Annotated in this window: 18 protein-coding genes and 3 pseudogenes; 9 read left to right on the top strand and 12 right to left on the bottom strand. The window is 70.4% G+C overall.

The features are described from left to right. Window positions 1–65: 65 nt before the first annotated feature. Window positions 66–167, top strand: a pseudogene (locus OHA19_RS34370) (undecaprenyl-diphosphatase); the annotation flags it as partial. Between the two features lie 107 nt (window positions 168–274). On the opposite strand, the gene OHA19_RS34365 reads toward OHA19_RS34370, so the two are convergent. Continuing rightward, window positions 275–544 (bottom strand): hypothetical protein, encoded by a 270-nt coding sequence (locus OHA19_RS34365; RefSeq protein ID WP_405710198.1) that lies wholly within the window; start codon window positions 542–544, stop codon window positions 275–277. 340 nt (window positions 545–884) lie between these two features. Between OHA19_RS34365 and OHA19_RS34360 the strand changes: the two genes are divergently transcribed. The 3 genes from OHA19_RS34360 to lnt all read left to right on the top strand — a co-directional run bounded on the left by OHA19_RS34360 (window position 885) and on the right by lnt (window position 4,030). Further along, on the top strand, window positions 885–1,745 hold the full coding sequence (locus OHA19_RS34360; protein ID WP_405710201.1) for a universal stress protein: 861 nt from the start codon (window positions 885–887) through the stop codon (window positions 1,743–1,745). 67 nt (window positions 1,746–1,812) lie between these two features. Then, window positions 1,813–2,310: a nuclear transport factor 2 family protein gene (locus OHA19_RS34355; protein ID WP_405710204.1), complete on the top strand. Its 498-nt coding sequence runs from the start codon at window positions 1,813–1,815 to the stop codon at window positions 2,308–2,310. Window positions 2,311–2,449: 139 nt separating this feature from the next. Beyond that, entirely contained in the window at window positions 2,450–4,030 is a 1,581-nt protein-coding gene (lnt, locus tag OHA19_RS34350) for an apolipoprotein N-acyltransferase (protein WP_405721253.1), read from the top strand. Between the two features lie 185 nt (window positions 4,031–4,215). Here lnt and OHA19_RS34345 read toward each other — a convergent pair. From OHA19_RS34345 to OHA19_RS34335, 3 genes and pseudogenes are all read right to left on the bottom strand, one after another. Further along, a pseudogene (locus OHA19_RS34345) lies at window positions 4,216–4,380 on the bottom strand (IS5/IS1182 family transposase); the annotation flags it as partial. Window positions 4,381–4,654: 274 nt separating this feature from the next. After that, entirely contained in the window at window positions 4,655–5,554 is a 900-nt protein-coding gene (locus OHA19_RS34340; RefSeq protein ID WP_405710207.1) for a Gfo/Idh/MocA family protein, read from the bottom strand. A 13-nt stretch (window positions 5,555–5,567) separates the two neighbouring features. Continuing rightward, window positions 5,568–6,788, bottom strand: coding sequence for an FAD-dependent monooxygenase (locus tag OHA19_RS34335; RefSeq protein WP_405710210.1), 1,221 nt, complete (start codon window positions 6,786–6,788; stop codon window positions 5,568–5,570). 116 nt (window positions 6,789–6,904) lie between these two features. Here OHA19_RS34335 and OHA19_RS34330 point away from each other — a divergent pair, with 116 nt between their 5' ends. Both OHA19_RS34330 and OHA19_RS34325 read left to right on the top strand, forming a co-directional pair. After that, on the top strand, window positions 6,905–7,510 hold the full coding sequence (locus OHA19_RS34330) for a TetR/AcrR family transcriptional regulator (RefSeq protein ID WP_405710213.1): 606 nt from the start codon (window positions 6,905–6,907) through the stop codon (window positions 7,508–7,510). A 124-nt stretch (window positions 7,511–7,634) separates the two neighbouring features. Continuing rightward, the gene (locus OHA19_RS34325; protein WP_405710216.1) at window positions 7,635–8,087 is read left to right on the top strand and encodes a hypothetical protein; all 453 of its coding nucleotides are present in this window, start codon (window positions 7,635–7,637) and stop codon (window positions 8,085–8,087) included. A gap of 51 nt (window positions 8,088–8,138) precedes the next feature. On the opposite strand, the gene OHA19_RS34320 is transcribed toward OHA19_RS34325, so the two are convergent. The 8 genes and pseudogenes from OHA19_RS34320 to OHA19_RS34285 all read right to left on the bottom strand — a co-directional run. Continuing rightward, window positions 8,139–8,624, bottom strand: a complete 486-nt coding sequence (locus tag OHA19_RS34320; RefSeq protein ID WP_405710219.1) for a hypothetical protein — start codon at window positions 8,622–8,624, stop codon at window positions 8,139–8,141. Window positions 8,625–8,761: 137 nt separating this feature from the next. Beyond that, entirely contained in the window at window positions 8,762–9,445 is a 684-nt protein-coding gene (locus OHA19_RS34315) for a uracil-DNA glycosylase (protein WP_405710222.1), read from the bottom strand. A gap of 87 nt (window positions 9,446–9,532) precedes the next feature. Beyond that, a complete protein-coding gene (locus tag OHA19_RS34310; protein WP_405710225.1) occupies window positions 9,533–11,113 on the bottom strand; it encodes an ABC transporter substrate-binding protein in 1,581 nt (526 codons plus the stop codon). 118 nt (window positions 11,114–11,231) lie between these two features. Next, entirely contained in the window at window positions 11,232–11,987 is a 756-nt protein-coding gene (locus OHA19_RS34305) for an SDR family oxidoreductase (RefSeq protein WP_405710228.1), read from the bottom strand. A gap of 20 nt (window positions 11,988–12,007) precedes the next feature. Beyond that, window positions 12,008–12,769: a 3-oxoacyl-ACP reductase FabG gene (gene fabG, locus OHA19_RS34300; RefSeq protein ID WP_405710231.1), complete on the bottom strand. Its 762-nt coding sequence runs from the start codon at window positions 12,767–12,769 to the stop codon at window positions 12,008–12,010. 232 nt (window positions 12,770–13,001) lie between these two features. Further along, a complete protein-coding gene (locus tag OHA19_RS34295) occupies window positions 13,002–13,385 on the bottom strand; it encodes a DUF3037 domain-containing protein (RefSeq protein WP_405710233.1) in 384 nt (127 codons plus the stop codon). After that, entirely contained in the window at window positions 13,382–14,236 is an 855-nt protein-coding gene (locus OHA19_RS34290) for a HipA family kinase (RefSeq protein WP_405752756.1), read from the bottom strand. Before OHA19_RS34290 ends, OHA19_RS34295 begins: the two co-directional genes overlap by 4 nt. A gap of 132 nt (window positions 14,237–14,368) precedes the next feature. Then, a pseudogene (locus tag OHA19_RS34285) lies at window positions 14,369–15,341 on the bottom strand (transposase); the annotation flags it as partial. A gap of 485 nt (window positions 15,342–15,826) precedes the next feature. Here OHA19_RS34285 and OHA19_RS34280 point away from each other — a divergent pair. From OHA19_RS34280 to OHA19_RS34270, 3 genes are all read left to right on the top strand, one after another. Beyond that, a complete protein-coding gene (locus OHA19_RS34280) occupies window positions 15,827–16,441 on the top strand; it encodes a helix-turn-helix domain-containing protein (RefSeq protein WP_405710239.1) in 615 nt (204 codons plus the stop codon). A 4-nt stretch (window positions 16,442–16,445) separates the two neighbouring features. Continuing rightward, on the top strand, window positions 16,446–17,849 hold the full coding sequence (locus OHA19_RS34275; protein WP_405710241.1) for an MFS transporter: 1,404 nt from the start codon (window positions 16,446–16,448) through the stop codon (window positions 17,847–17,849). Between the two features lie 198 nt (window positions 17,850–18,047). After that, on the top strand, window positions 18,048–24,785 hold the full coding sequence (locus OHA19_RS34270) for an amino acid adenylation domain-containing protein (RefSeq protein WP_405752754.1): 6,738 nt from the start codon (window positions 18,048–18,050) through the stop codon (window positions 24,783–24,785). Window positions 24,786–24,802 lie beyond the last annotated feature (17 nt).

Genomic DNA, 24,802 nt, shown 5'->3' with positions numbered 1-24,802 from the left:
AGGATCGTGTGTCGCGAGGAGCGCCTGGTGCAGCTCAGCCAGGAACCGGGGGAGCACGATGTTGCTTCATGCCGTTCGTCATCTACCGGGTGCTGCTCGGTGTGCTGCTGTTCGTGCTGGTGGCCGCGGGCGTGCTGAGCCCGCACGCGGGTGAGTCCGCGGGCTGAGCCGTCCCGTGGCGGTTCAGCGGACGACTCCGCTGAACCGCCTTCGCCGGGCACCGGTGCCCCGGGCCGCCGACAAGGCCCGGCCGTATGCCCACGCCGCGGGGCGGTCAGGGTGTGTCGCCCCGCCAGTCCCAGTGGTCGGGATCGCCGTCGCGCGGCCCGTACTCCGCCCTGCCGCCCGGTCCGAATCGCCCGATCTCCGTGTTCAGCGCCGCTCCCTCACGCAGCGCCCGGTCCGTCCAGCCCGTCACGTCGAGCAGCAGGCCGTCGAGCGGGCCGCCCACCAACTCCCGATAGGTGTGCCCCTGCCGGGGCCCCGGGTCGGGATCGTCATGGTCGGCGCCGTACACGCGCCGCTGCCGCATCAGCTCGTCCATGGGGGCAGGATCGCACCCGCCACTGACAATCACCGGGGCGGGAATCTCCACGGACCTGCCGGTCTCGTGCGAGTACCCGTCGGGACTGCCGAGGTACGCGTCCCACAGGCCGGCCATGAACGCCCCCGAGCTCGCGGGGTCCGGGCCGGGATCCGCCGCGCCCCGTCGGAGGTCGAGGACCGAGGCGGCTGGGCCCGCCTGTTGCCCCAGGACATGTCACAGCCCGACGCGGGTGGCGGTGTGTCCCGAAACTTCCGGGCAGATAGGGTCGAAAGCCCCTGCCGCGCGCTGTCCGCGCGTACAAGCCTGGGACACCCACCGCCAGAACCTGGAGGCAACCATGACCAGCACCGACCGTCCCGTGATCGCCGCGGTCGACGGCTCGTCGCACAGCCGCGAGGCACTCGACTGGGCCGCCCGCGAAGCCGTACGACGCGGACTCGGGCTGACGATCGTGCACGCCCGTACGCCCGACCGGCGCGTCGAGCAGGAGACGCTGCGGCGCGAGGCGCAGGAGCTGCTCGACCGGTCCGTCCGACGGGTCGCCCAACTCGCTCCGGAGCTGCAGCCGGCCACGCTGACACCGCTGGACTTCCCTTCGGCGGCGCTCACTTCGCTCAGCCGGAACGCCTCGCTGGTGGTGGTCGGTTCACGCGGCCTGGGCGGCTTCCGGTCCCTGCTGCTCGGCTCCAACAGCCTGGCCGTCGCATCGATGGCCGCGTGCCCCGTGGTCGTGGTCCACAGCGGGCCGTCGGACGAGGACGCGGTGACGGAGGAGACACATTCCGACATCGTCGCCGGAGTCGCCGCCGACGAGAGCAGCGAAGGGGTTCTGGAGTTCGCCTTCGAAACCGCCGCCTCCCGGCCCGGTGCGCGGCTGCGGATCGTGCACGGTTGGACGATGTTCTCCTCGATGCTCTCCGGTGGCCCCGTATTCGACCGGGACGCGGTGGCGGACTCCGCCGAACGCACCCTCGCGGAACTCGCCGCCGGCTGGCTGGAGAAGTACCCGCAGGTCGAGGTCGTCAGGGAACCGGTCGGCGGCTCCGCCTCACGCACCCTGGTCACGGCCTCGGCGACCGCGGCGCTGACCGTGATCGGGCGGCGCCGGGGCGGCGAGTCCCTCGGGCTGGGGCTCTCCCCCGTCGCGCAGACCACGCTCACCCACGCGCTCGGCCCGGTTGCCGTGGTGCCCTGCTGACCGCCGCGCCGCCCGCCGTGCGTGCACGCCTCTTGGCCTCGCACGCCGGTGGGCGGACACTGACCCGATGACACAGCGCGTGGACCTCGCGACCGTGATGGACCGGCTGGCCATCGATGCAGTGATCACCGGCTACGCGGTGGCGGTGGACGACGGCGAATGGGCGGACTACCGGGCCCTGTTCACGGCGGACGGCCGTGCTGACTACCGCGGTGCCGGTGGTGTCGAGGGGCCGGTGCACGAGGTCGCCGAGTGGCTGGCGCGGACCATGCGGCTCTTCCCCGTACGCCAGCATCTGGTCGTCAACCGCCGGATCGAGTTCCAGGACCTCGGCGGCTACCCGGGCGACCTCGCCGAGGTGTGGGCCGACTACTTGAACCCGATGCGGCTGGAGACGGCCCCGGATGGAACGAGCGGTTCGGAGGTACCGGCCACCGCGCCGAACTTCGTCTCCGGCGGGCGGTACGCGTTCTCGCTGTCGCGTACGGACGGCGGCTGGCGGATCCGTACCGTGACCGTCCACGAGAAGTGGCGCGGCCCGGCAGGCCCCTCCCCCGTGGGCTGAGCCGGACCACCGCTGCTTCCGCTTTCCCGCGCCGGGGAAGAACTGCGGAGCGGGGGGCAAAGGGGCAGACTGCTCATCAGGCGGGACGAGGAGGCGCGGTATGCGGATTCCGGCCGGTCGGAGCGGACAGTGGTCGCGGATGCTGCGGTCCGGCCGGTGGCGCGGCTGCCTGGCGGTGCTCGCGGGCGCGCTGCCCGCGCTCGCGTTCCCCGCCCCTTCCCTGTGGTGGCTCGCCTGGATCTGCCTGGTTCCGTGGCTGCTCCTGATCCGAACCGCCGGCACGGGACGGCGGGCGGCATTGGACGGCTGGCTCGGCGGCGCCGGCTACATGCTGGCGGTGCATCACTGGCTGATGCCCAGCCTCCATGTCTTCATCCTGATCCTGGCGGCCCTGCTCGGTCTGCTCTGGGCCCCGTGGGGGCTGCTGGTCTTCCGGATGCTGCGCGGGCCGGTGTCCGCCGGTGCCGCCGCGGCCGCGGTCGTCGTGGTGCCCTGCGGCTGGCTGATGATCGAACTGGCCCGTTCCTGGCAGGCGCTCGGCGGTCCCTGGGGGCTGCTCGGCGCCAGCCAGTGGCAGGTGGCTCCCGCGCTCCGGGTGGCTTCGGTGGGCGGAGTGTGGCTGGTGAGCCTCGTGGTGGTGGCGGTGAACACGGCTGTCGCCCTGCTCTTCGTGACCGCGGCCGCCCGTACGGTGGCCGTGGTGGGCATCATGGTGTGCGGTCTGGCCGTGGGGGCGATGGCGAGGTGGGCGCCGCAGCCCGAGGAGTCGGGAGTGGCCAGGATCGCCGTCGTACAGCCGGGTGTGGTCACCGGAGTGCACGGCGTCGAGCGCCGGCTCGCCCTCAGTGAGCGGCTGACCGGCTCCCTGGCCGGGCGCGATCTCGACCTGGTGGTGTGGGGCGAGAGCAGTGTGGGGGTGGATCTCGACCGGCACCCGGACATCACCGCCCGGATCGCCGCCCTCTCGCGCCGGGTGGGCGCGGATGTGCTGGTCAATATGGACGCCCGGCAGACCGACCGGTCGGGCCGGACGGGGATCTTCAAGTCGGCGGTGCTGGTGGGTCCGGACGGGCTGACCGGGGAGCGCTACGACAAGATGCGGCTGGTGCCGTTCGGGGAGTACATCCCGGCCCGGTCGGTGCTCGGATGGGTCGTGTCCCTGGGCCGGGCGGCGGGCGAGGACCGGTTGCGGGGCACCCGGCAGGTGGTCATGTCGCTGCCCGGGGCCGACGGTGGGCACGGGCTGCGCATCGGACCGCTGGTCTGCTTCGAGTCCGCGTTCCCCGACATGAGCCGCCGGCTCACCCGGGACGGTACGCAGGTGCTGATCGCCCAGTCGTCCACCTCCACGTTCCAGCACAGCTGGGCACCCGAGCAGCATGCCTCGCTCGGGGCACTGCGGGCCGCCGAGAACGGCCGCCCGATGGTGCACGCCACACTCACCGGTGTCAGCACGGCTTACGGACCGCGGGGAGAGCGGGTCGGGGCTCCGCTCGGTACGGACACGAGTGGGACCGCCGTGTACGACGTACCGCTGGCGACGGGCACCACGCTCTATGTGCGGCTGGGCGACTGGCCGGTGCAGGGGGCGGCGGCGGTGCTGACCCTGTACTGCGCCCTCGTAGGGGTCCGTGCGTTCCTGAGGCGTAACCAGGGCAAGGCCGGTCCAGGCGGGGAAGCGAGACTCGGGGAGGTGAGACTTCAGCCGCCAACCGGTTGAACATTCTTCGAGCACCCAGCGCGTCCCTGCGATCCGCATCAGTTCCTGAGCAGTGAGGTTTTCTCAGCGTTGATCATTTCCAGATTCCGTTGAGGACGAGGGCGGAGCGGGCGATATCGTCGATCCGGTTCGGGCTGAGGGTGACGTACTGCAGGCTGCGCCAGCGTTGTTCGGGTTCGGCGGGCGGTGTAGCCCTTGTCGGCCAGGGTGGGCAGGCCGTCGGCTGCTGCCTTGTACAAGGCCGGGAGCGCGTGCAGCCGGGCTGCAGTGATGTCCGGGGCGAAGCCAGGCCCGGCATCGGACACCCACAGCGGCGTGCCGTCGGAGGCGGGCAGGAACTGTACGCTCCCGGGCAGCGGTCCGGGGCCCGCCCGGACAGGACGTCGATGCCCAACGCATCGCAGCCATACGAGCCGAGCCCAATAGGCTCCGGGCTGCCTCTACCACTGCCTGCGAAGACGCACGGTCTGCGCCCTGAGCGGGGCATGCCTTGCCCATCGGGCTCATGCCCTGACCAGCAAAGTTGACTTGTGCCAGCATGAGATGTCTGGCCGGTCAACCCTCACGAGACCTGTCGAGTACCTCGCCGTCGAACGAGCACCCCGAGGGTCGGGTGGACCGACCTCAGGCGCAGTCCAGGTCGCGCAGGATGCGCTCGCAGAGTTCGTGGGTCCGCAGGGCGTCCTCGGCACTCAGCACCTCGCCGGCGCGGACCGCGTCCAGGAACGACAGCACGCTCTGCTCGATGCCGCGCTGACGGGCCACCGGCACCCAGTCGCCGCGCCGCCGCACGCTCGGCTGTCCCTTGTGGTCGATCACCTCGGCGAGGTTGACGACCTCGCGCTTGGTGTCCTGGCCGGAGACCTCCAGCCGTTCCTCGGTCGAGCCGCTGAGTCGGTTCATCGTGCCGATGGCGGTGAATCCGTCACCGGACAGCTGCAGCACCACATGGTGCATCAGGCCCTCGCGGATCCTGGCCTGCACGGTGGTGTGCTCGACCGGCCCCGGCGCCAGGAAGCGGAGGGTGTCGACGACATGGATGAAGTCGTCGAGGACCATGGTCCGCGGGTCCTCCGGCATGCCCACCCGGTTCTTCTGCATGAGGATCAGCTCGCGCGGGTGCTCGGCGCACTGCGCGTAGCCGGGCGCGACCCGACGGTTGAAGCCGACGGCGAGGCTCGTTCCGTGCTCCTCGGCGAGGCTCACCAGCCGCTGGGAAACAGCGAGTTCGTAGGCCAGCGGCTTGTCGACGTAGGTGGCGACGCCGGCCTCCAGCAGCCGGGCCACGATCTCTGGATGCACGTCCGTCGGGGCATGGACGAACGCGGCGTCCAGCCCCTGGGCGATCAGCGATTCGAGATCGGTGTGGCACTGCCCGGCCGGGATGCGGTGGGCCTCGGCAACCACGGCCAGGGTGGCGGGCGTACGGGTCTGCAGATGCAGTTCGACGCCGGGCAGTGCGGTCAGAACCGGCAGATACGCCTTCTGCGCGATGTCGCCGAGCCCGATGCAACCGACCTTCACAGGGGTCTCCCTCTCACTGTTCGGCGTCCACCGTCGCGGTGTCCGCCTCGCGAGGGGCAGCATACGTGTGCCGCGGCGGCCGCCAGTCGGCTATCCCGTCGAAGGTGCGCAGGACGAGGGCGGGCCCGATGCGTGAGACGGCAAAGAGCAGCGCGTCACGCGTCGCGACGGCCGGAGCGCTGGTCAGCCGCATCAGCCGCGCGGTCCGCGCGGCCTTGCGGACGACGGCCGATGTACGGGGCAACCGGTCGGCGGTGTACGCCGCCGTTCCCGCGCCGAGGTCGCCGCCCGGCGTCAGATGGTGGGCGAGCACGATCGCGTCCTCGATGGCCTGGTTGCCTCCCTGGCCGAGGCTGGGTGTCATCGCGTGCGCGCAGTCGCCCACGAGGACGGTGCGCCCCCGGTGGAAGGACGGCAGGGTATCGATCAGGTGGTGGACGTCGTTGCGGAGCACCTGGCCGGGATCGGCGGCGGCGATGATCGCCGGGATCGGGTCGTGCCAGCCGCCGAAGCGGCGCATCAGCTCCGCCTTCTCACCATCGGCGGCGTGGGTAGCGGCCGGGGCCACGGCGGCCGCATAGGCGTAGACCCGGCCGTCCTTGAGCGGCTGGGTGCCCCAGAGGCTGCCGCGCCCCCAGGTCTCGTGCGGGGCGAAGGGCCGCTCGGGCGCGGGAACGACGATGCGCCAGGTGGTGAATCCGGCGTACGAGGGTCCGGGGTGGTCCGGGAAGAGTGCGCGCCGGACGGCCGAGTTGATGCCGTCGGCGCCGATGACCAGGTCGGCCTCGATGCTCCCGGCCGCCGTCCCGACCACGGCGGGCGCGCCGTCCACCGTTCCCGGGTCCAGCAGTTCCGCCGCGGTGCCGGTCCGGACGGTGCCGTCGGGCAGCCGGGCCACGAGGCGGTCGACGAGGGTGGCCCGGTGCAGCAGGACGATCGAGCCGCCGAACCGCTCGGTCGCCGCGGCGCTGTCCGTACGGGAGAGCCAGCGACCTCCCGGGACCCGCATGCCCCCTTCGCCCTGCCAGGCGTCGAGGGCCCTGATCTCGTCGCCCATGCCGATGACGTCCAGGGCCCGCTGGGAGTTGGGGGCGAGGGAGATACCGGCCCCGACGGGTTCCAGGGAGGCCGCGCGCTCCAGAACGGTGACCCGCCAGCCGCTGCCGTGCAGGGCCACCGCCGCGGTGAGGCCGCCGATTCCGCTGCCGATGACGACGGCATGAGGCTTGTCCATGGCTCCTCCAGCAATCCACGAATCCCGGCCGCTCCGGAATCCCGGACCGACGGAACTACATCCGTAGTGACAGATTCACCGTACTACGGATGTAGTTCCGGCGGTAGATTGGCCCCATGGCCACACGCACGACCGGCAGCTCCCGCGCCGAACTCATCGCCGACACCGCCCTCGTACTCCTCGCCGAACGCGGGATGCGCGGGCTGACCCACCGCGCGGTGGACGAGCGGGCCGGGCTCCCCCAGGGCTCGACGTCCAACTACGCGCGGACCCGGCAGTCCCTGCTGGAGGCGACGGTGCGACGGCTGGCGGAACGCGAGGCCCGGGTGCTCGCCCCCGCCGAACTGCCGGCTCCGGCCGCCGGGGCGGAGGGACTGGTCGCCGGTCTCGCGCTGGCGCTGCACCGCTATCTCACCCGCCATCCCGAACTGCTCGTCTGCCGCTACGAACTGGCCCTGGAGGCGACCCGCCGCCCAGAACTGCGGGAGTTCTTCGACGCGACGGGCCGGCAGTTCCGCGAACCGCTGATGGCGCTGATGACGGCCGCCGGATCGGCCGAGCCCGAACGGCACACGCTCTCACTGGTGGCCTGGTGCGAGGGACTGATGTTCTCGTGCGCCGCGGGGTCGTTCAGCCGCTCCGTACCGAGCGAGGAAGAGCTGCGCACCGGCTTCACCGAACTGCTCGGCGGCATGCTGGGACCGGATTGGGCGCTCCACTGACCTGCGGGCATCACGCCGAGCGGCGTCACCATGGCGCCGCACTCACCGGCCGGTGTCACTCTTGCGGGCCAATCCCGGCTTCCCGGCTCCCCCGGAGCCCCGTCCGCACAGCAGAGTTGACCAGGTGCAACGAACCAGAATCACCGTGAGCCTCCTGATGGGCGTCGCCGTCACGGCACTCTCCGGCTGTGTGTCCGTGCAGCCGCAACCCGACGTTCCGCCCCGGCCCCGGGCCAGTGGGCCCGCCCAGGACCTGGCGCCACAGATCGTGCTGCCTCCGGTCCACGACTCCCTGGAGGCCGTGCCGAGCCCCCGGCCGTCCGCCTCCGCACCCCGCCCCGCTCACGTCGAGCCGCCGGACACCCGCCGCCCCGCGCCCCGCGCACCGCGGCAGCAGCGGCGCCCCGCCGCCACGAGGCCCCGGCCGCACGGTGTCCCGCCCGCCGCGGGCGTACCCGGCCCGGCCCTGCCCGCCCCGGTCGCCGGAACGGATGTCTGCGCACTGGGGCGGGGGTACGGGCGCTGGCCGGCGGGCAGCCCGCAGTCCCGGATCTGCGACGACACCTACGGCCACTGAGTCCGGACGGGGGAAGCAAGCGGTGGCCCGTCCGCCGTGGACGGGCCACCCTCACAGCTCGCGCAGCCGCAGCTCCAGCCGCGCGATCGCCGCGCGCACCCCTCCCCCGTACCCGTCGTCCGCCCCGTCGTCCGCGAGCACCCCGCAAGCGGCGCGCGCCCGGTCCAGATGGATCCGCGCCGCATCGGGGCGCCGGAGCTTAAGGTAGTCCGCCGCGAGATTGAGATGGAGCGAGGGACAGAACGCCCGCACCGCCGGCGCGTCGGGGTGCTGCGCCGCACGCTCGTCGGTCAGCGCACCGGCGGCGGTCAACGCCCGCAGGTCCCAGGCCAGTTCGTCACCGGGGTCGTCCTGGGCGTCGGCCATGTAGTGGGCGAGGGTGCACCGGTGCAGGGCGTCACCGTCCTCGCCGATCTCCGACCAGAGGTCACCGAAACGATTTCGGGCCTCCTCCCGGTCGCCGCCGTGCAGCAGCATGATCGCCTGGCCGATCCTGGTCATGACCGCGTCCTTGGACGCCTCCCGCTGCTCCGTCACTGCGACCTCCCTGCGTGCTCGTCCCACGTTTCGCATGCGACGCTAGCGGCAGCGGCGGTGAATCCCGCTGAGGCTCGGGCTGGCGTCCCCGGCCGGTCGCCCCGGACGCCCGCCGCCGGCCGGGGCGAAACCGCCCGTCAGCCCAGGTCGGGGATGCGCCAGTCGATGGCCTCGTGCCCCTGTGCGGCCACCGCCGCGTTGATCTGCCGGAACGGGCTGGAGCCGAAGAACTTCTTGGCCGAGAGCGGCGAGGGGTGCGCCCCCTTCACCACCACATGGCGCTCCTCGTCGATCAGCGGGAGCTTCTTCTGCGCGTAGTTGCCCCAGAGCACGAAGACCGCCGGGTCGGGCCGCGACGCGACCGCGCGGATCACGGCGTCGGTGAACTTCTCCCAGCCCTTGCCCTTGTGCGAGTTGGCCTCGCCCGAGCGGACCGTCAGCACGGCATTGAGCAGGAGCACGCCCTGCTCGGCCCACGGCATCAGGTACCCGTTGTCCGGGACCGGCAGGCCGAGCTCCTCCTTCATCTCCTTGTAGATGTTCCGCAGGGACGGCGGCGTCTTCACACCCGGCCGCACGGAGAAGCACAGCCCGTGCCCCTGTCCCTCCCCGTGGTACGGGTCCTGGCCGAGGACGAGGACCTTCACCTTGTCGTAGGGCGTGGCCTCCAGCGCGGCGAACACCTGGTCGCGCGGCGGGTAGACCGGTCCCTTGGCCCGCTCCTCCTCGACGAACTCGGTGAGCTCCTTGAAGTACGGCTTCTGCAGCTCTTCGCCGAGGACGCCGCGCCAGGACTCGGGCAGCAGGTCGGTGTCGGTCACTTCAACAACCTCCGGTAAGCAATCAGCTTTTCAACCGAGAACCTACCGGGGGCCACTGACAACGCGCCCTGCCGGTCCGGCTCCGGCCTACCAGCTGGCCTTGCGGTAGAACTCCCACAGCTGCATGACCGTCTGCGGGTCCAGGGCGCGCTCGCCGCCGCCGATGTCCTCGCCGGACGCGACGTACAGCTTGCCCTGCCACAGCGGCAGCATCCGCACGTCGTCGACCAGGATCTTCTGCGCCCGCTCGAACTGCTTGCTGACCGCGCCCCGATCGCTCTCCTTGCGGGTCTGCGGCAGCAGCTCCTTGGTGATCTCGTCCTTCGTGTACGGCATCCCCGTGATGCTTTCCTTGCCGAGGAACGGGGCGATGAAGTTGTCCGGGTCCGGGAAGTCCGGGAACCAGCCGCGACCGAAGACGGGGTACTGGCCCTTGTTGAAGCCTTCCTGGAACTCCTTCCAGGGCTTGCTCTTCAGCGTGATCCTGAACAGCCCGGAGCTCTCCAGCTGCCGCTTCAGCTCGTCGAACTCGGGAGCGGTGGAGGAGCCGTACCGGTCAGTGGTGAACCAGAGCGTCAGGTCGACGGGCTTGGTGATGCCCGCCTTCGTCAGGATCCGCTTCGCCTTGCCCTGGTCCGGGTCCCCGTACGCGTCGAAGAAGCTGGTGGTGTGTCCGGCGATGCCCTTGGGGACCATGGAGTACAGCGGCTCGGCCGTGCCCTGGTAGACCTTGGCCACCAGAGCGTCACGGTTCACGAGCTGGGCGATGGCCCGCCGTACGGCCACGTTTCCCGCCGCCGGGTCCTTGGGGCTGAAGACCAGGAAGCGGATGTCCGCGCCGACCGTCTCGACGATCTGCAGGTTGCTGTCCTTGCCCTGGCTCCCCTCCAGGCTGACGACGTCCTCGGCGGTGAGACCGCGGTAGATCGCGTCGATCTGGTTCTTCCGCAGCGCCGCCACCACGGGGGCGGACTCCTTGAAGTACCGAATGGTCACGGCGTCGTTCTTGCGGTTGGCAAATCCCTTGTAGTCAGGGTTCTTCACCAGTTCTGCCCGGTTTCCCGGCTTGTACGAATCAAGGAGGTACGGACCGGATCCGGTGATCTTTCCGTCGCCGCGTATCTTGTGCTTCGAATAGTCACTGGGAGCCACCAGCGACATCGCGGGCGTGGCGAGTATGAAGGGAAATGTGGCGTCCGGCTTGGTGAGGTGGAAGACGACGATGTCCTCGCCCTTGGTCTCGACCCGGTCGAGCGAGCCGAGCATGCCGACCGGACCACCCTTGACCCTGATCTCCGAGATCCGGTCGATGGAGTACTTCACCGCCTCGGCGTCGAGCTTGTCCCCGTTGGAGAATTTCAGGCCCGGGCGGAGCTTGCACCGGTAGGAGGTGCTGGTGGTGTCGGTGAACTTGCACCATTCCGCGGCATCGGGCTCGGGGCTCGTACTGCCGGTGGGGAAACTCACCAGGGTCTGGAAGACATTCCGCATCAGCTCCCAGGAGTTGTCCCACGCCGCCGCCGGATCGAGGGTGGAGGGCTCACTGGTCGTACCGACGATTATCTTCTGCTCGACTTTCGAACCGCTGTCGGAAAGAAGTCCGCAGCCGGCCAGCAGAGAAAGGGAAGCAAGGGCTGCAGCGGCCTGCAGACTGGCCCGGTAGAACACGTGAACGCTCCTCGATCAGCCATGGGTCGGCAGACCATACCGCAGTGCCCCGTCGGGTCAATCCACAGGCCCGACAGGGCACTTGAGTCAATCAGGGCCAAATCCGCTCAGGCCGTTCTCAGCCCACGCCCGCATTCAGGAAAATTCCACCGTCGACCACCAGGGTCTGCCCCGTGATCCAGTCGGACTGGCTGGAGGTGAGGAACGCGGCGGCACCGCCGATGTCTTCGGGCAGTCCCAGCCGGCCGAGCGGGTAGGCGGCCGCAGCCTCCTCCTCACGGCCCTCGTACAGCGCCTGGGCGAACTTGGTCTTCACGACCGCGGGTGCGATCGTGTTGACCCGGACGACGGGCGCGAACTCGTGCGCCAGCTGAATGGTCAGGTTGACCATCGCCGCCTTGCTGATGCCGTACGCACCGATGAAGGGCGAGGCGGAGAGCCCGGCGACCGAGGCGATGTTGACGATCGCCCCGCCGTTCTCCTTCTGCCAGGCCTTCCAGGTCTGCTGCGCGAAGCCGAGCGCCGAGATCACGTTGGTCTCGAAGACCTTGCGGGCGACATTGAGGTCGAGCTCCGCGATCGGCCCGAAGACCGGATTCGTACCGGCGTTGTTGATCAGGAAGTCGACCCGGCCGAACGCCTCCATGGTGCGCTCGACGGCCACCACCCGGTGCTCCTCGTCGTGCGCCTTGCCCGCCACGGCGATCGCCCGGTCGGCCCCCAGCCGCTCGACGGCCGCCTTGAGGGCGTCCTCGCCGCGTCCGGTGATGCACACCCGGTCGCCGCGGGCCACCAGCGCCTCGGCGATGCCGTAGCCGATGCCCCGGCTCCCGCCCGTGATGAGCGCGACCTTCCCGCTGTCCTGCACTGTCATGATGTCCGCAGCCCTTCGGGTCAGTTGAGCGGTCCGCCGGCGACGTACATGACCTGACCGGAGACGAAGCCGGCGTCGTCGCCCGTGAAGAAGGCGATGGCGTTGGCGATGTCCTCGGGACGGCCGACGCGCTGGACCGGGATCTGGGTGGCGGCGGCGGCCTGGAACTCCTCGAAGCCCATACCGACCCGGGCCGCGGTCTGGGCGGTCATCTCGGTGACGATGAAGCCGGGGGCGACGGCGTTGGCCGTGATGCCGAACTTGCCGAGCTCCTTGGCCAGGGTCTTGGTGAAGCCCTGGAGACCGGCCTTGACGGCGGCGTAGTTGGCCTGGCCGCGGTTGCCGAGCGCCGAGGAGGAGGAGAGCGAGACGATCCGGCCGAACTTGGCGTCCACCATGTGCTTCTGAACGGCCTTGGCCATCAGGAACGCGCCCTTGAGGTGCACGTTCATCACGGTGTCCCAGTCGGACTCGGTCATCTTGAAGAGCAGGTTGTCGCGGAGCACGCCCGCGTTGTTGACGAGGATCGTCGGGGCGCCGAGCTCGGCGGCGACCCGCGCGACCGCGGCTTCCACCTGGGCGCTGTCCGACACATCGCAGCCGACCGCGAGGGCGGTGCCACCGGCGGCGGTGATCTTCTCGACGGTGTCCTTGCAGGCCGCCTCGTCGAGGTCGAGTACGGCGACGGCGCGGCCCTCGGCCGCCAGCCGTACCGCGGTGGCGGCGCCAATGCCCCGCGCCGCTCCGGTCACGACGGCGACGCGCTGCTCGGTGGTGGACATGCTTGGTTCTCCTCGCCCTTGGATCGCCGCTCAGCGGACGTCGGGGCACCCCCGGCACGGAACCTCGTGCACGGAACCTTCCCGATAGCTGAGCAACCGCTTAGTACCTTCAGCAGACGAGACGCTAGAAGCCCTGGCACCCGGTGTCAACGGCCCACGGCCGCCGGGGCGCATGTCACACCCGGCGGCGCCGCCCGCACGGTGGTGGCGGGCGGCGGCGCCGGGCGGTGGATCAGCGCACCAGCAGGTCGAGCAGCCGTTCGACCTCGGCCTCCGGGTCGGCCGTGAGGCCGCTGTGCACGGGGCTCGGCTGGACTACGGTGGAGCGCGGCGCGATCAGCCACCGAAAGCGGCGGCCCGCGTCATCACGGGCCGCCTGGCCCGCGTCCGTGCCGCCGCGGCACACTCCCTCGACGGCATGCAGGGCGGCCCGCACACCGATCACATCGGCGGTCGGGTCCAGGACCCTCAGCTTGGTCTCGTCGAGATGGGTGCGGGCAGCCACGAAGCTCCGCGCACGGCAGTAGACGACCACGCCGGCATTGAAGAACTCGCCGCGCTGCACCCGCGGCACCACGCGCAGCAGTGCGTACTCGAAGACATCGCGCTCGCTCACGGCCGGCCGTCCTTGTCGTTCTTCTTGGTGGGGTGCGGCCAGGGGGTGAGGTGTTCGGTGAGCCAGCCGGGGGCCTGGGACGGCTTGGGCGCGGTGGGGCCCTCCATCGTGATCCGCTCGTGGATGGTCGCGGCGCGCGGCAGCAGCGCCGCCACATAGGCGCGGCGCAGCTCGTCGGTGCTGTCGAAGCCCGGCTCGTCCACCAGCCACTCGTCGGGGACGTCGGCGGCGACCTCGGTGAGCAGCTCCTCGGTGACCAGCGGGGCGAGCTCGGCTGCGGCCGCCGCGATGTCGGGCGCGAACGGAGCGAGCGCGTGGTCGGAGGCGTTGTACGGCTTGGCGGCGGACGCCTGGGCGCCCGGCCAGTTGTGGTGCCAGATCATGGTGGCGCCGTGGTCGATGAGCCACAGGTCGCCGTGCCAGACGAGCATGTTCGGATTGCGCCAGGACCGGTCGACGTTGTTGATCAGCGCGTCGAACCAGACGACGCGCCCGGCCTCCCGGGAGTCCACCTGGTAGGCCAGCGAGTCGAAGCCGATCGAGCCGGGCAGGAAGTCCATCCCGAGGTTGAGCCCGCCGCTGGCCTTCAGGAGCTCCTGGACCTCCTGATCGGGCTCGGCGAGCCCGATGACCGGGTCGAGCTGGATCTGTACGAGGTCGGGGACGCGCAGCCCGAGCCGGCGGCCGAGCTGCCCGCAGATGACCTCCGCGACCAGCGTCTTGCGTCCCTGTCCGGCGCCGGTGAATTTCATGACATAGGTGCCGAGATCGTCGGCCTCGACGATCCCGGGGAGCGAGCCGCCCTCACGCAGGGGCGTGACATAGCGGGTCGCTACAACCTCATCCAACACTTTCCCAGGCCACCCATCTCTTCAGCCTTGCAATCCATGGTCACTACTTCGGGGGCGCAGGGCAAGAAGTCGTGGTCAACGATGCTGGGGAGAATCTGGGGGGTTTCGATTGGCCTGCCGGCCTCCCCGCTCCCCAAGGGCCCCGTCGATGGCGCCGCGCCCCTTGCTGCCCGCCTCCGGCATGAAGTGAGCATAGTAACCGAGTGTGATCGCGGGCGAGGAGTGCCCGAGCCTCCGCGCCAGGGTCACCACGGACTCTCCTGCTTCCAGCATGAGCGAGGCATAGGTGTGCCGAAGTACATGGAACCCGTCCTTCGGTGCGGCTTGCCACTGCCATGCCTTCGCTCCCTTGTCGTGGCCGGTGCCGGGGATACTCATGGCCATGATGGCGGGTCGCTGCCGGAGCATCTCGTCGGCTTCACCTCCGCGAGGGCCTTCCAGAAGCCCAGGGCGCCGTCACCGACCGCGAGGATGGGGCGTGCATGCTCTGGCGGGCGCAGTCACGCAGCAGGTCGGCCCACGACTCGCCGAACTCTCGGTAGCCGTCCTTGAGGGCTCCTTGGAACCGTCGGCACGCACCCCGACCAGGACCAGGACGCAGGCTTTGGCCTCTTCCAGGCGGACGTTGAGGTGGATGCCGTCGGCCCACACGTACACGTAGTCGACCTCCGCGAGGTTGCGGTCCATGAAGGCGGTGTGGTGCCACTGCTGGGTCAGCCGGGTACGTCGCCGGGAAGAGCCCGGCAGAGGAGCCGAGGAACTGCTCGAGTGCGGGCACGAAGTCGCCGGAGGACAGACCGTGCAGGTAGAGAAGTGGCAGCACCTCGCTGATCTTCGGTGGCTTGCGGCACCATGGCGGCGAGATCGCGGAGAACCGCTTGCGCTCGCCCGTGGCCTCGTCGACGCGCTTGTCGTTCACCCGCGGCGCCTTCACCTCGACCACGCCGGCTGCGATGGTGACCCTCCTGGGCTGGTGGTAGCCGTTGCGGACTACCAGGCGATGCCCCTTGGCGTCGCAATCACCTGCCAACTCGTCGATGTAGGAGTTGACTTCGACCTCCAGCGCGACAGCCACTCGTTGCCAGCGGATCAAGGTCCGGGCCACTCACGGGCCTTCGCCGATCCACACAACTCAGAGGCCACGTTTTCGGCTGGCCGGCAAGGCAGTGCCCCATGCACCACCAGCAGACGAAGAACCTGCTCGTCTCGTACTCGCCGAAGAAGCTGGACTTCTTCCAGACACCGGAAAAGGGGCGCCTGAACAGGCAAGATGGCCGTTCGGGGCGCCCTTGCCGGTGCAACGGCCAAGCGGCAGGTCGCCACGCGCGGCCTCACGGCGGAGCAACGGTGACGCCTGCTTCCGTTGCCGTGCCGTCCCGCAGACGCGGGGCCGCCGGCGGGCCGCCCATTGCGACGCGCTCCAACACGGACACATGCCGGAAGGGCACACGTACGGCCCGCCTCGTCGGCTGAGAACCAACTCCCCAGCAGCACTGTAGGAGTTGTAAGACACTACGCGCCGAAATATTGCACAGACTTCTGTGCACAACTTTCTATGCACAGACTCCTTTGTGGTCTAGCTTGAACCTCATGGAACTACCGCAGCAGCCCTCCCAGGTACATCTGACCGCCCGTAACCTGCGCGGCATCGCCCACCCACTACGGGTTCAGATCCTCACCAGCCTGCGGACAGAGGGTCCGGCCACGGCCACCACGGTGGCTCGCCGGCTGAATCTGAACACCGGGGCGACCAGCTACCACCTGCGCCAGCTCGCGGAGTACGGCTTCATCACGGAGGCACCCTCACCGGGCGGGCGGCGTGAGCGCTGGTGGCAGGCGGCGCATGCGAATACCGTCGCGCCCGACAACGAGGCGCTGGACGGCAGCGAGGGACTCGGCATCGCCTACCTCCAGGCCCTCGGCCGGGTCTGGTCCGACGCCCTGACGGCCGCGATCGAGGCGACCCCTTCACTCACCCCCGAGTGGCGCGACGCGCAGGACTTCGGTGACTACGCGCTTGCCCTCACCCCCGCCGACGCCAAGGAGTTGACGGCGGAGATCCACGCCCTGCTCCGCCGGCGTACGTCCGCCGCCGCGGCCGCCGACGCGCAGGCGCCGCAGGACGCGGCACGGGTCACCTTCCAGTTCCAGTTGTTCCCGACCAGCGAGGACCGGCGCGTCACCCAGCCCACCGACATGGAGTAGAGCGATGGCCACTCAGCACACAGCCGCCGGGACGGCGGCGGACAACGGCTCACGGATATCGGCGCCGGACACGGGCCCCAGGGTCCTGCGCGGCCTGATCGGCATGCTGTCGGCCAACGCGGCGGCCCTGTCGGCCAACCGGGTGTTGTCGATCGCCCTGCCCTGGTTCGTTCTGACGACCACGGGCAGCGTGGGCAAGACCGGTCTGGTGGCCTTCTGCCAGATCGTCCCGTACGTGATCTCGCAGGCGCTGGCAGGCCCGCTCATCGACCGTATCGGCCCCAAGCGGATCAGTGTGGCGGGCGACCTCCTGTCCACTGCCGCGATGGCCACCGCCCCGCTGCTCTACCTGACGGGCGGCCTGCCCTTCGGCCTGCTGCTGGCCCTGCTCGCGGTCGTCGGCGCGGCCGACGGGCCGGCCAACGGCGCCAAGGGGCTCTTCGTGCCGTCGGCCACCCGCGCCGCCCGCGTACCCATCGAGCGGGGCACCGGTCTTTCGGCCGCTGTCGAGCGGACCGCGACGACCGTCGGGCCGGCCCTCGCGGGCGTGGTCGTCACCGCGTTCGGCAGCCTGTACGCGCTGTGGATCACCGCCGCGCTGTTCGCGGTGTCGGCGCTGATCGTCTCGACGACCCTCACCGACCCGGTGCCCGAGCCGCACGAGACCCCGATCGAGGAGAGCGGCGGCTACCTCTCTCAACTGCGCCAGGGTGCCACCTTCCTGCGGGACGCGAAGCTGCTGCGGTCCATCGTGGGCATGCTGGCGGTGACAAATCTCCTCGACCAGGCATTCATGTCGGTGCTGTTGCCGGTGTGGGCGAAGGAGTCGGGGAACGGCGCGGAGGCCATCGGCCTGGTGGTGAGTGTCTTCGCCGCGACGTCGATCATCGCCGCGCTGGTGGCCGCCGGGGTGGCCGAGCGACTGCCACGGCGCACCGTCTATCTGATCGGCTTCTCCCTGGGCGGCCTGCCCCGGTTCGCCGCCATGGCGATGGGGGCACCACTGTGGCTGGTGCTGACGGTGCTCGCGGTGGGTGGCCTGGGGTCCGGCTTCGTCAACCCGATCGTGGGTGCGGTGACGTACGAACTGATCCCGACACCGCTGCTGGGCCGGGTCAAGACACTGGCGCAGGCGGTCACCTGGGCGGGAATCCCGTTCGGCGGACTGCTGGGGGCGGGGCTGGTGACCGCGACCAGCACGTCGACGGCGCTGTGGATCGTGGGCGGGCTGTACCTGGTCGCCATCGGTGTGCCTGGCATGAGCAGGGAATGGACCGGAATGCGCAAGCGGACGGCATCCGAACGCGCCACCACCGACGCTGCGGAAGACAGCAGCGGGGCGGGCCCTGCGAGCGCGGCGGACCAGACCGTGTCGCCGGAGGAGCCCCCGGTCACGGCCACGGCCTGAGCCGGCGCGGGAACGGCGTGGCACGAGTGCGGCGGCCGGGGCACCCCGCCCCGGCCGCCGCGCGTACGGGCAGAAGTGGCCACGTTCTGCGGGCAGAAGTAACCAGTTATCTCGTCAAGATCGCTCTGCGAGCATCGAATTCGGCTGAGCATCCGAGGGCCTTCCGTTACGGGTCGACGACGAGGAACTGGTGGACGCATGACTACGAATCCGATGGTGCCGCCGGCGCCGGCACCCGGCCGGGAAGCGGGGCGTGAGTTCTCGCCGGCCGAGGCCCGAATCGCCGACGTGTGGCGGTCCGTTCTCGGCACCGAGGTGAAGGCGGCGGAGTCCGACTTCTTCCTGCTGGGGGGCACCGGGGAGCAGGCGGCGGAAATGGCCCGCCGGGTGGCGATGGAGTTCGGCTCGGAATTCCAGGCCCCTTCGGCAAAGGGGCCTTTGACCGTACGGACCGTGGCATCGTCCCTCGCCGATGAGGCCATGCGACGGACCCGTCGGCTGTTCGAGTCCATCGACGAGGACATGGACGAGGGCGCGGATGCCCTGGCCTCACCGTCCGATCCCGACGTCACGGCCGCAATCCCCGCCGCCGCCCGTGACGGGCGGCCTCTGCCGCTGTCGTTCGCGCAGCGCCGCCTCTGGTTCCTGGATCAGCTGGAGCCGGGCCGCGCCGAATATCTCATCCCCATGGGGCTGCGCATCAGCGGTCCGCTGGACGTGCCGGCGCTGGAGGCGTCGCTGTCGGAGCTGGTGGCGCGGCACGAGGTGTTGCGGACCCGTTTCGTCACCGACGGGGACGGCACCCCCGGTCAGATCATCGACGTGCCCCGGCCGCTGCCGCTGGCCGTACACGACCTGCGGTCCGTCGCGGATGCCGGTGCCCGGGAAGAGGCCGCCATCGCGCTCGTGGACACCGAGGGCTTCCGGCCGGTGGATCTCGCCATCGGTCCGATGGTCCGCGCCTTGCTGATCCGGCTGGACGAGGCGGATCACCTCCTCTCACTGACGATCCATCACATAGCTTTCGACGGATGGTCAATGGGGGTGATCTCGCGGGAGCTCACCACGCTGTACACGGCGCGGGTCACGGGCATCGCCACTGATCTGCTCGAACCTCCTCTGCAGTACGCCGATTTCGCGGTCTGGCAGCGCGCATGGCTCACCGGTGATGAGCTGTCCGCGCAACTCGGCTACTGGCGTGACATGCTGGCGGGCACCGCACCGCTGGAGCTGCCCACCGACCGCAGGCGCCCGGCGCGGCGCAGTGGCAACGGGGCGATGCTCACCTTCAGCATCCCCGCCGCGACCGCCGACGGCGCCCGCAGACTGGCGCACGACACGGGCGCGAGCCTGTTCATGACGCTGCTCGCCGTGTTCCAGGTCGTGCTGTCGCGCTACAGCGGCCAGGAGGACATCGCGGTGGGCACTCCTATCGCGGGCCGCAACCGGGCCGAGATCGAGGACATGGTCGGCTTCTTCGTGAATACGCTGGTCATGCGTACCGATCTGTCGGGCGACCCGACGTTCACCGAACTCATCGACCGCGTCAAGGACACCGCACTCGGTGCCTACGACCACCAGGATCTGCCTTTCGAGCGGCTGGTGGAGGAACTGGCGCCACAGCGGGACCTCTCCCGGAACCCATTGTTCCAGACCATGTTCGTCCTCCAGAACACACCCGACAACCAATCCTGGGAGCTGCCCGGCCTCAGCGTCCGCCAGCTGGACGTGGCCGCACAGGAGTCGAAGTTCGACTTCACGTTCTACGCGACGGAGGCCGACGACGGCGGTCTGGACGGCACCATCGTCTACTCCACCGACCTCTTCGACGAAGCCACGATGGTACGGCTCGCCGGACACTTCGAGACCCTGCTCGGTGCGGCCGCTCACGCTCCCACCGCCCGGCTGTCCGCCCTGGAGATGCTGACTGCCTCGGAGCGGCGGCAAATACTCACCGCATGGAACGGAGCGGACACCGACGCCCCCGACGCCGTCACCGTGCACCGGCTCTTCGAGGACCGGGCCGCCGAACGCCCGAACTCCCCCGCTGTCACCTGCGGCTCGGATCATCTGACCTACCGCGAGCTGGACGAGCGGGCCGAGTGGATCGCCGCCCTGCTGCGCGAGCGCGGAGCCGGTCCCGGGACACTGGTCGCCGTCTGCCTCGACCGGGGCACCGACATGGTGAGCGCGCTGCTCGGAATTCTCAAATCAGGTGCCGCGTACGTGCCGTTGGACCCGACGTATCCGACCGAACGGCTCGCCTACATGGTCGAGGACAGCGGGGCCCCGCTGATCGTCACCCGGTCCTCGCACGCCGAGCGGCTGCCCGCCGCTACGCCGCTCCTGCTGCTGGAGGACTCCTGGCCGTCGGATCCGCCCGTCCGCCCGGGTGACGGTTCCGCGCCCGGGGCGAAGCCGGACGATCTGGCGTACGTGATCTACACGAGCGGTTCGACAGGCCGCCCGAAGGGCGTCCAGATCACCCACGGCGCCCTGCGCGCACGGATGCGGGAGACCCGGCGGCAGCTCGACCTCACCTGCGAGGACCGGGTACTGCAGTTCGCGTCGATCTCCTTCGACTCCTCGGTGGGGCAATTGTTCGCGCCTCTCGTCTCAGGTGCTTCCCTGGTACTGCGCGACGACGCGTGGGACCCGGGGATGCTCGGGCAGGCGCTGCGCACCAACAAGGTGACGGTGGCCTGGCTGACCCCGTCGGCGTTCGGTGCGCTCGCCGCCCAGCTCGACGGGCCGGATTCCCTCGGCCCGGAGCTGCGGCTGGTGCGGCTCGGCGGCGAGGCGCTCCCACGGGAACAGGTACGCCAGTGGTTCCGCCACACCTCGGTGCCGCTGGTCAACGGTTACGGGCCGACGGAGGCGGCGCAGGAGGCGGCGACGGCGCGGATCACCGGGCCAGGCGAGCACGTGCCGATCGGGCGCCCGGTCGCCAACGCGAAGGTCTTCGTGGTGGACCGCCACGGCCGGCCGGTCCCGGTAGGCGTCCCGGGTGAGATGTGGATCAGCTGCCCCGGCCTGGCCCGAGGGTATCTGGGCAGGCCCGAGCTGACCGCCGAGAAGTTCACGGTCGTCACGCTGGACGGCACGCCACGGCGCGTGTACCGCACCGGCGACCTCGCGAAGTGGCACCCCGACGGGCATCTGGAGTTCATCGGCCGGGGCGACAACCAGATCAAGCTGCGCGGCTACCGCATCGAGCCCGGTGAGATCGAGGCGGCGCTGCTCACCCACCCATCGGTCACGCTCGCCACCGCTCTGCTGCGCGAGGACATACCGGGCGACCCGCGGCTGGTGGCATACGTCGTCGCGGACCCGCCCGTCGAGACGGGCGCGCTGCGCGCCCACCTCCGGCGCGAACTGCCGGACTACATGATCCCCGCCGCGTTCGTGCCCCTGGACCGCATCCCGCTCACCCCGAACGGCAAGACGGACCGCCGCGCACTGCCCGCGCCCGCCTCCGACCGGTCCGAGCTGGGCGCCGCGTACACGGCCCCGCGCACCGGGACCGAGCGGACGGTGGCCGAGGTCTGGGCAGAGGTGCTCGGCGTCGACACGGTCGGCGTGGACGACGACTTCTTCGCGCTGGGCGGCCACTCGCTGCTGGCGACGCGGGTCGTGTCGCGGTTGCGCCGGCGGCTGGGCGTGGACGTCCCCGTACGGACCCTGTTCAGCGCGCCGACCCCGGCGCTGCTGGCCGCCGCGGTGGCGGACCTCGATGACGTCGGGATCTCCCGCATCCCCGCCGTACCGCGCGACGGTGCCCCGCTGCCGCTGAGCTTCGCTCAGCAACGCCTCTGGTTCCTCGACCAGTTGGAGCCGGACAGGGCCGAATATCTGCTGCCGTTCGCCTTCCGCGTCCACGGACTGGTCGATGTGGACGCCCTCAACTCCGCCTTCACCGCGCTGGTTGCCCGCCACGAGGTCCTGCGCACCCGGTTCGGCACGGACGAAGCGGGCTCCCCGGTCCAGTCGATCTCCCCCGAGGGGCCGGTGACGGTGCTGATACGGGATCTGCGCGCCGTCGCCGACGCCCAGGCCCGGGACGACGCCTGTGCGGCGGTCGTGACCGAGGACGCCCTGCGCCCGGTGGACCTCAGCACCGTCCCGATGCTGCGCGCGGTGCTGGTACGACTGGCCGACGAGGAAGCGGTCCTGGCGATCACCGTGCATCACATCGCCTTCGACGGCTGGTCAGTGGGCGTGCTGGTACGTGAGTTGTCCGCGCTGTACGCGGCGGCCCTGGAGAAGGGACCGGTCCCGGCGCCGCTGCCGGTGCAGTACGCCGACTACGCGCTGTGGCAGCGCGGCTGGCTGACCGGCGAACCGCTGGAACGCCAGCTCAGTTACTGGCGTGCTTGTTTGGCGGACCTGGAGCCGCTGGAGCTGCCGACGGACCATGCCCGTCCCGCGCAGCGCACCGGCAAGGGTGAGGTCGTCCGGTTCTCGGTGCCCGCCGACGTCGCCGCACGTGCCAGGGCGGTGGCCGCCGACGGCGGCGCGAGCCTGTTCATGACCCTGCTGTCGGTGTTCCAACTGCTGCTGGCCCGCTACAGCGGACAACGGGACGTCGCGGTGGGTACCCCCATCGCCGGCCGCAACAGGGCCGAGACCGAAGACCTGATCGGCTTCTTCGTCAACACTCTCGTCCTGCGCACCGACCTCTCCGGCGATCCGGCGTTCACCGAGCTGCTGGCCCGCGTCAAGGACACGGCACTGGGCGCGTACGACCACCAGGACCTGCCCTTCGAGCGCCTCGTCGAAGAGCTGGCTCCCGACCGTGACCTGTCCCGCAATCCGCTGTTCCAGACTCTGTTCGCGCTCCAGAACACGCCCGGAGCGGACGCGTGGAGCCTGCCCGGTCTGACGGCGGAGCCCATGGAGTCCCCTGTCCGCGACGCGAAGTTCGACCTGTCGATGTACCTCGCCGAGGCGGCCGACGGTACTCTGGACGGCGCCGTCGTCTACGCCGGTGACCTCTTCACCGAGGCCACCGCGCGGCGCCTCGTGGACCACTTCACCAACCTGCTGGACGCGGCGACGGCGCGTCCACGCAGCGCGCTGTCCGAGCTGGAGATGCTGGGTACGGACGAGCGCCGCCGGATCGTGACCGAGTGGAACGCCACCTCGGCGCCCATCCCCGTCGCGGCCACCCTGCATCAGCTGTTCGAGGCGCGCGCGGCGCTCACCCCGGACGCCGTCGCCGTCGTGTGCGGCACGGAAGAGCTGACCTACCGCGAACTCGACGAGCGGGCGAATCAGTTGGCCCACCGGCTGCGCGCCGAGCCGGGGATCGGACCGGACGTCCCGGTGGGCGTCTGCCTGGAGCGCTCCCCCGCCCTGGTGTGGACGCTGCTCGGCATCCTCAAGGCCGGTGCGGCCTATGTTCCGCTCGACCCTGAACATCCGGCGGAACGTCTGGCCTACCTGGTGGAGGACTCCGGTGCACCACTGGTCGTGACCGACACCGCACACGCCGGCCTGCTGGCCGAGGGCCTGGTCCTGCTGGCCGTCGACCGCGCCTCGGACCTGCCGGACACCCTCCCGGTCACCGCACCCGAGCCCGTCGCAGGACCCGGCGACTTGTCCTACCTGATCTACACCAGCGGCTCGACCGGGCGGCCGAAGGGCGTCCGCATCGAGCACCGAGGGGTGGTCAACTACCTGGCCGGAATGCAGGACGCGTTCCCGCTCGCGCCGGGCGAGGGCTTCCTTCAGGCGACGCCCCTGTCCTTCGACGTGTCGGCGTACGAGATCTTCTGGCCGCTGTGGCAGGGGGCGACGGTCGTCCTCGTACCCGGCTCCGACCGGCTGGACATGGCCGAGGTGTCACGCCTGATGGGGGCCCACCGGGTGGTCGGCCTGCACTTCGTGCCGAGCCTGCTGGACCTGTTCGTCTCACAGGCGGAGCCCGAAGACTGCGCGCACCTGCGTTACGCCTTCGCGAGCGGCGAACCCCTTCAGCCGACCTTGGTGGCCCGCTTCCTCGACCGTTTCCCCGGCGACCTGATCAACCTGTACGGGGCGACGGAGGTCTCCGTCGACACCACGTACTGGCGGGCCTCGCGCACCGACCCCCAGGGTCCGGTCCTCGCGGGGCGGCCCATGGTGAACCAGACCGTGTACGTCCTCGACCCGGACCGCCGGCCCGTACCCGCGGGAGTGCTGGGCGAGGTGTATCTCGGCGGAGACAGCGTGGGGCGCGGCTACCACGAGCGGCCCGAACTCACCGCGGAACGCTTCGTGCCGGACCCGTTCACCGGCGGCCGGATGTACCGCACCGGTGACGTCGGCCGCTTCACCCCCGATGGCGAACTCGACCTGCTCGGACGCATCGACCGGCAGGTGAAGCTGCGCGGCGTACGGGTCGAACTCGGCGAGATCGAGGCGGCCTTGCTCGCCCATGACGCGGTCGGGGTGTGCGCGGTGACCGTCCGCGAGGACGCCCCGGGCGACAAACGGCTCGTCGCCTATCACGTACCCGCGCCGGACAGTACGGCGGACACGGACGCCGAGGCGCTGCGGGCATGGGCGGCCGAGCGACTGCCCCGGGCCATGATGCCGTCCGCGTTCGTGGAACTGCCCGAACTCCCACTCAACCGGAACGGCAAGGTCGACCACTCTGCGCTGCCGGCCCCCGACGAGGCCGACACCACGGCGGAATTCGTGGCGCCCCGGGACGACATCGAGGCGGAGATCGCCGACATCATGGCCGGCGTGCTCGGACGCGAAAAGGTCGGAATCCACGACCGCTTCTTCGACATCGGAGGGCATTCCCTCCTCGCCATCCAGCTCGTCAATCGCATCGAGGCGGTGACCGGGGTCCGTATCGGTCTGCGCCGCCTGTTCCAGGCGCCGACGGTCACCGGTGTCAAAGAACAGCTCATCGAATTGTTCGACACACAGGAACAGGCGTCCTGAATTCAGCGGCCCCCTGC

This window comes from Streptomyces sp. NBC_00012, assembly GCF_045040875.1.
GTDB lineage: Bacteria > Actinomycetota > Actinomycetes > Streptomycetales > Streptomycetaceae > Streptomyces.
This window is presented reverse-complemented; position numbering and strand designations above follow the sequence as displayed.

What these genes read in the sequence shown, in the direction of transcription:
- OHA19_RS34305 (WP_405710228.1), bottom strand. Translation starts at nt 11,987, where the DNA reads ATGACAGTGCAGGACAGCGGGAAGGTCGCGCTCATCACGGGCGGGAGC.
- OHA19_RS34270 (WP_405752754.1), top strand. Translation starts at nt 18,048, where the DNA reads ATGACTACGAATCCGATGGTGCCGCCGGCGCCGGCACCCGGCCGGGAA.
- OHA19_RS34365 (WP_405710198.1), bottom strand. Translation starts at nt 544, where the DNA reads ATGGACGAGCTGATGCGGCAGCGGCGCGTGTACGGCGCCGACCATGAC.
- OHA19_RS34360 (WP_405710201.1), top strand. Translation starts at nt 885, where the DNA reads ATGACCAGCACCGACCGTCCCGTGATCGCCGCGGTCGACGGCTCGTCG.
- OHA19_RS34275 (WP_405710241.1), top strand. Translation starts at nt 16,446, where the DNA reads ATGGCCACTCAGCACACAGCCGCCGGGACGGCGGCGGACAACGGCTCA.
- OHA19_RS34335 (WP_405710210.1), bottom strand. Translation starts at nt 6,788, where the DNA reads ATGGACAAGCCTCATGCCGTCGTCATCGGCAGCGGAATCGGCGGCCTC.
- lnt (WP_405721253.1), top strand. Translation starts at nt 2,450, where the DNA reads ATGCTGCGGTCCGGCCGGTGGCGCGGCTGCCTGGCGGTGCTCGCGGGC.
- OHA19_RS34355 (WP_405710204.1), top strand. Translation starts at nt 1,813, where the DNA reads ATGACACAGCGCGTGGACCTCGCGACCGTGATGGACCGGCTGGCCATC.
- fabG (WP_405710231.1), bottom strand. Translation starts at nt 12,769, where the DNA reads ATGTCCACCACCGAGCAGCGCGTCGCCGTCGTGACCGGAGCGGCGCGG.
- OHA19_RS34280 (WP_405710239.1), top strand. Translation starts at nt 15,827, where the DNA reads ATGGAACTACCGCAGCAGCCCTCCCAGGTACATCTGACCGCCCGTAAC.
- OHA19_RS34330 (WP_405710213.1), top strand. Translation starts at nt 6,905, where the DNA reads ATGGCCACACGCACGACCGGCAGCTCCCGCGCCGAACTCATCGCCGAC.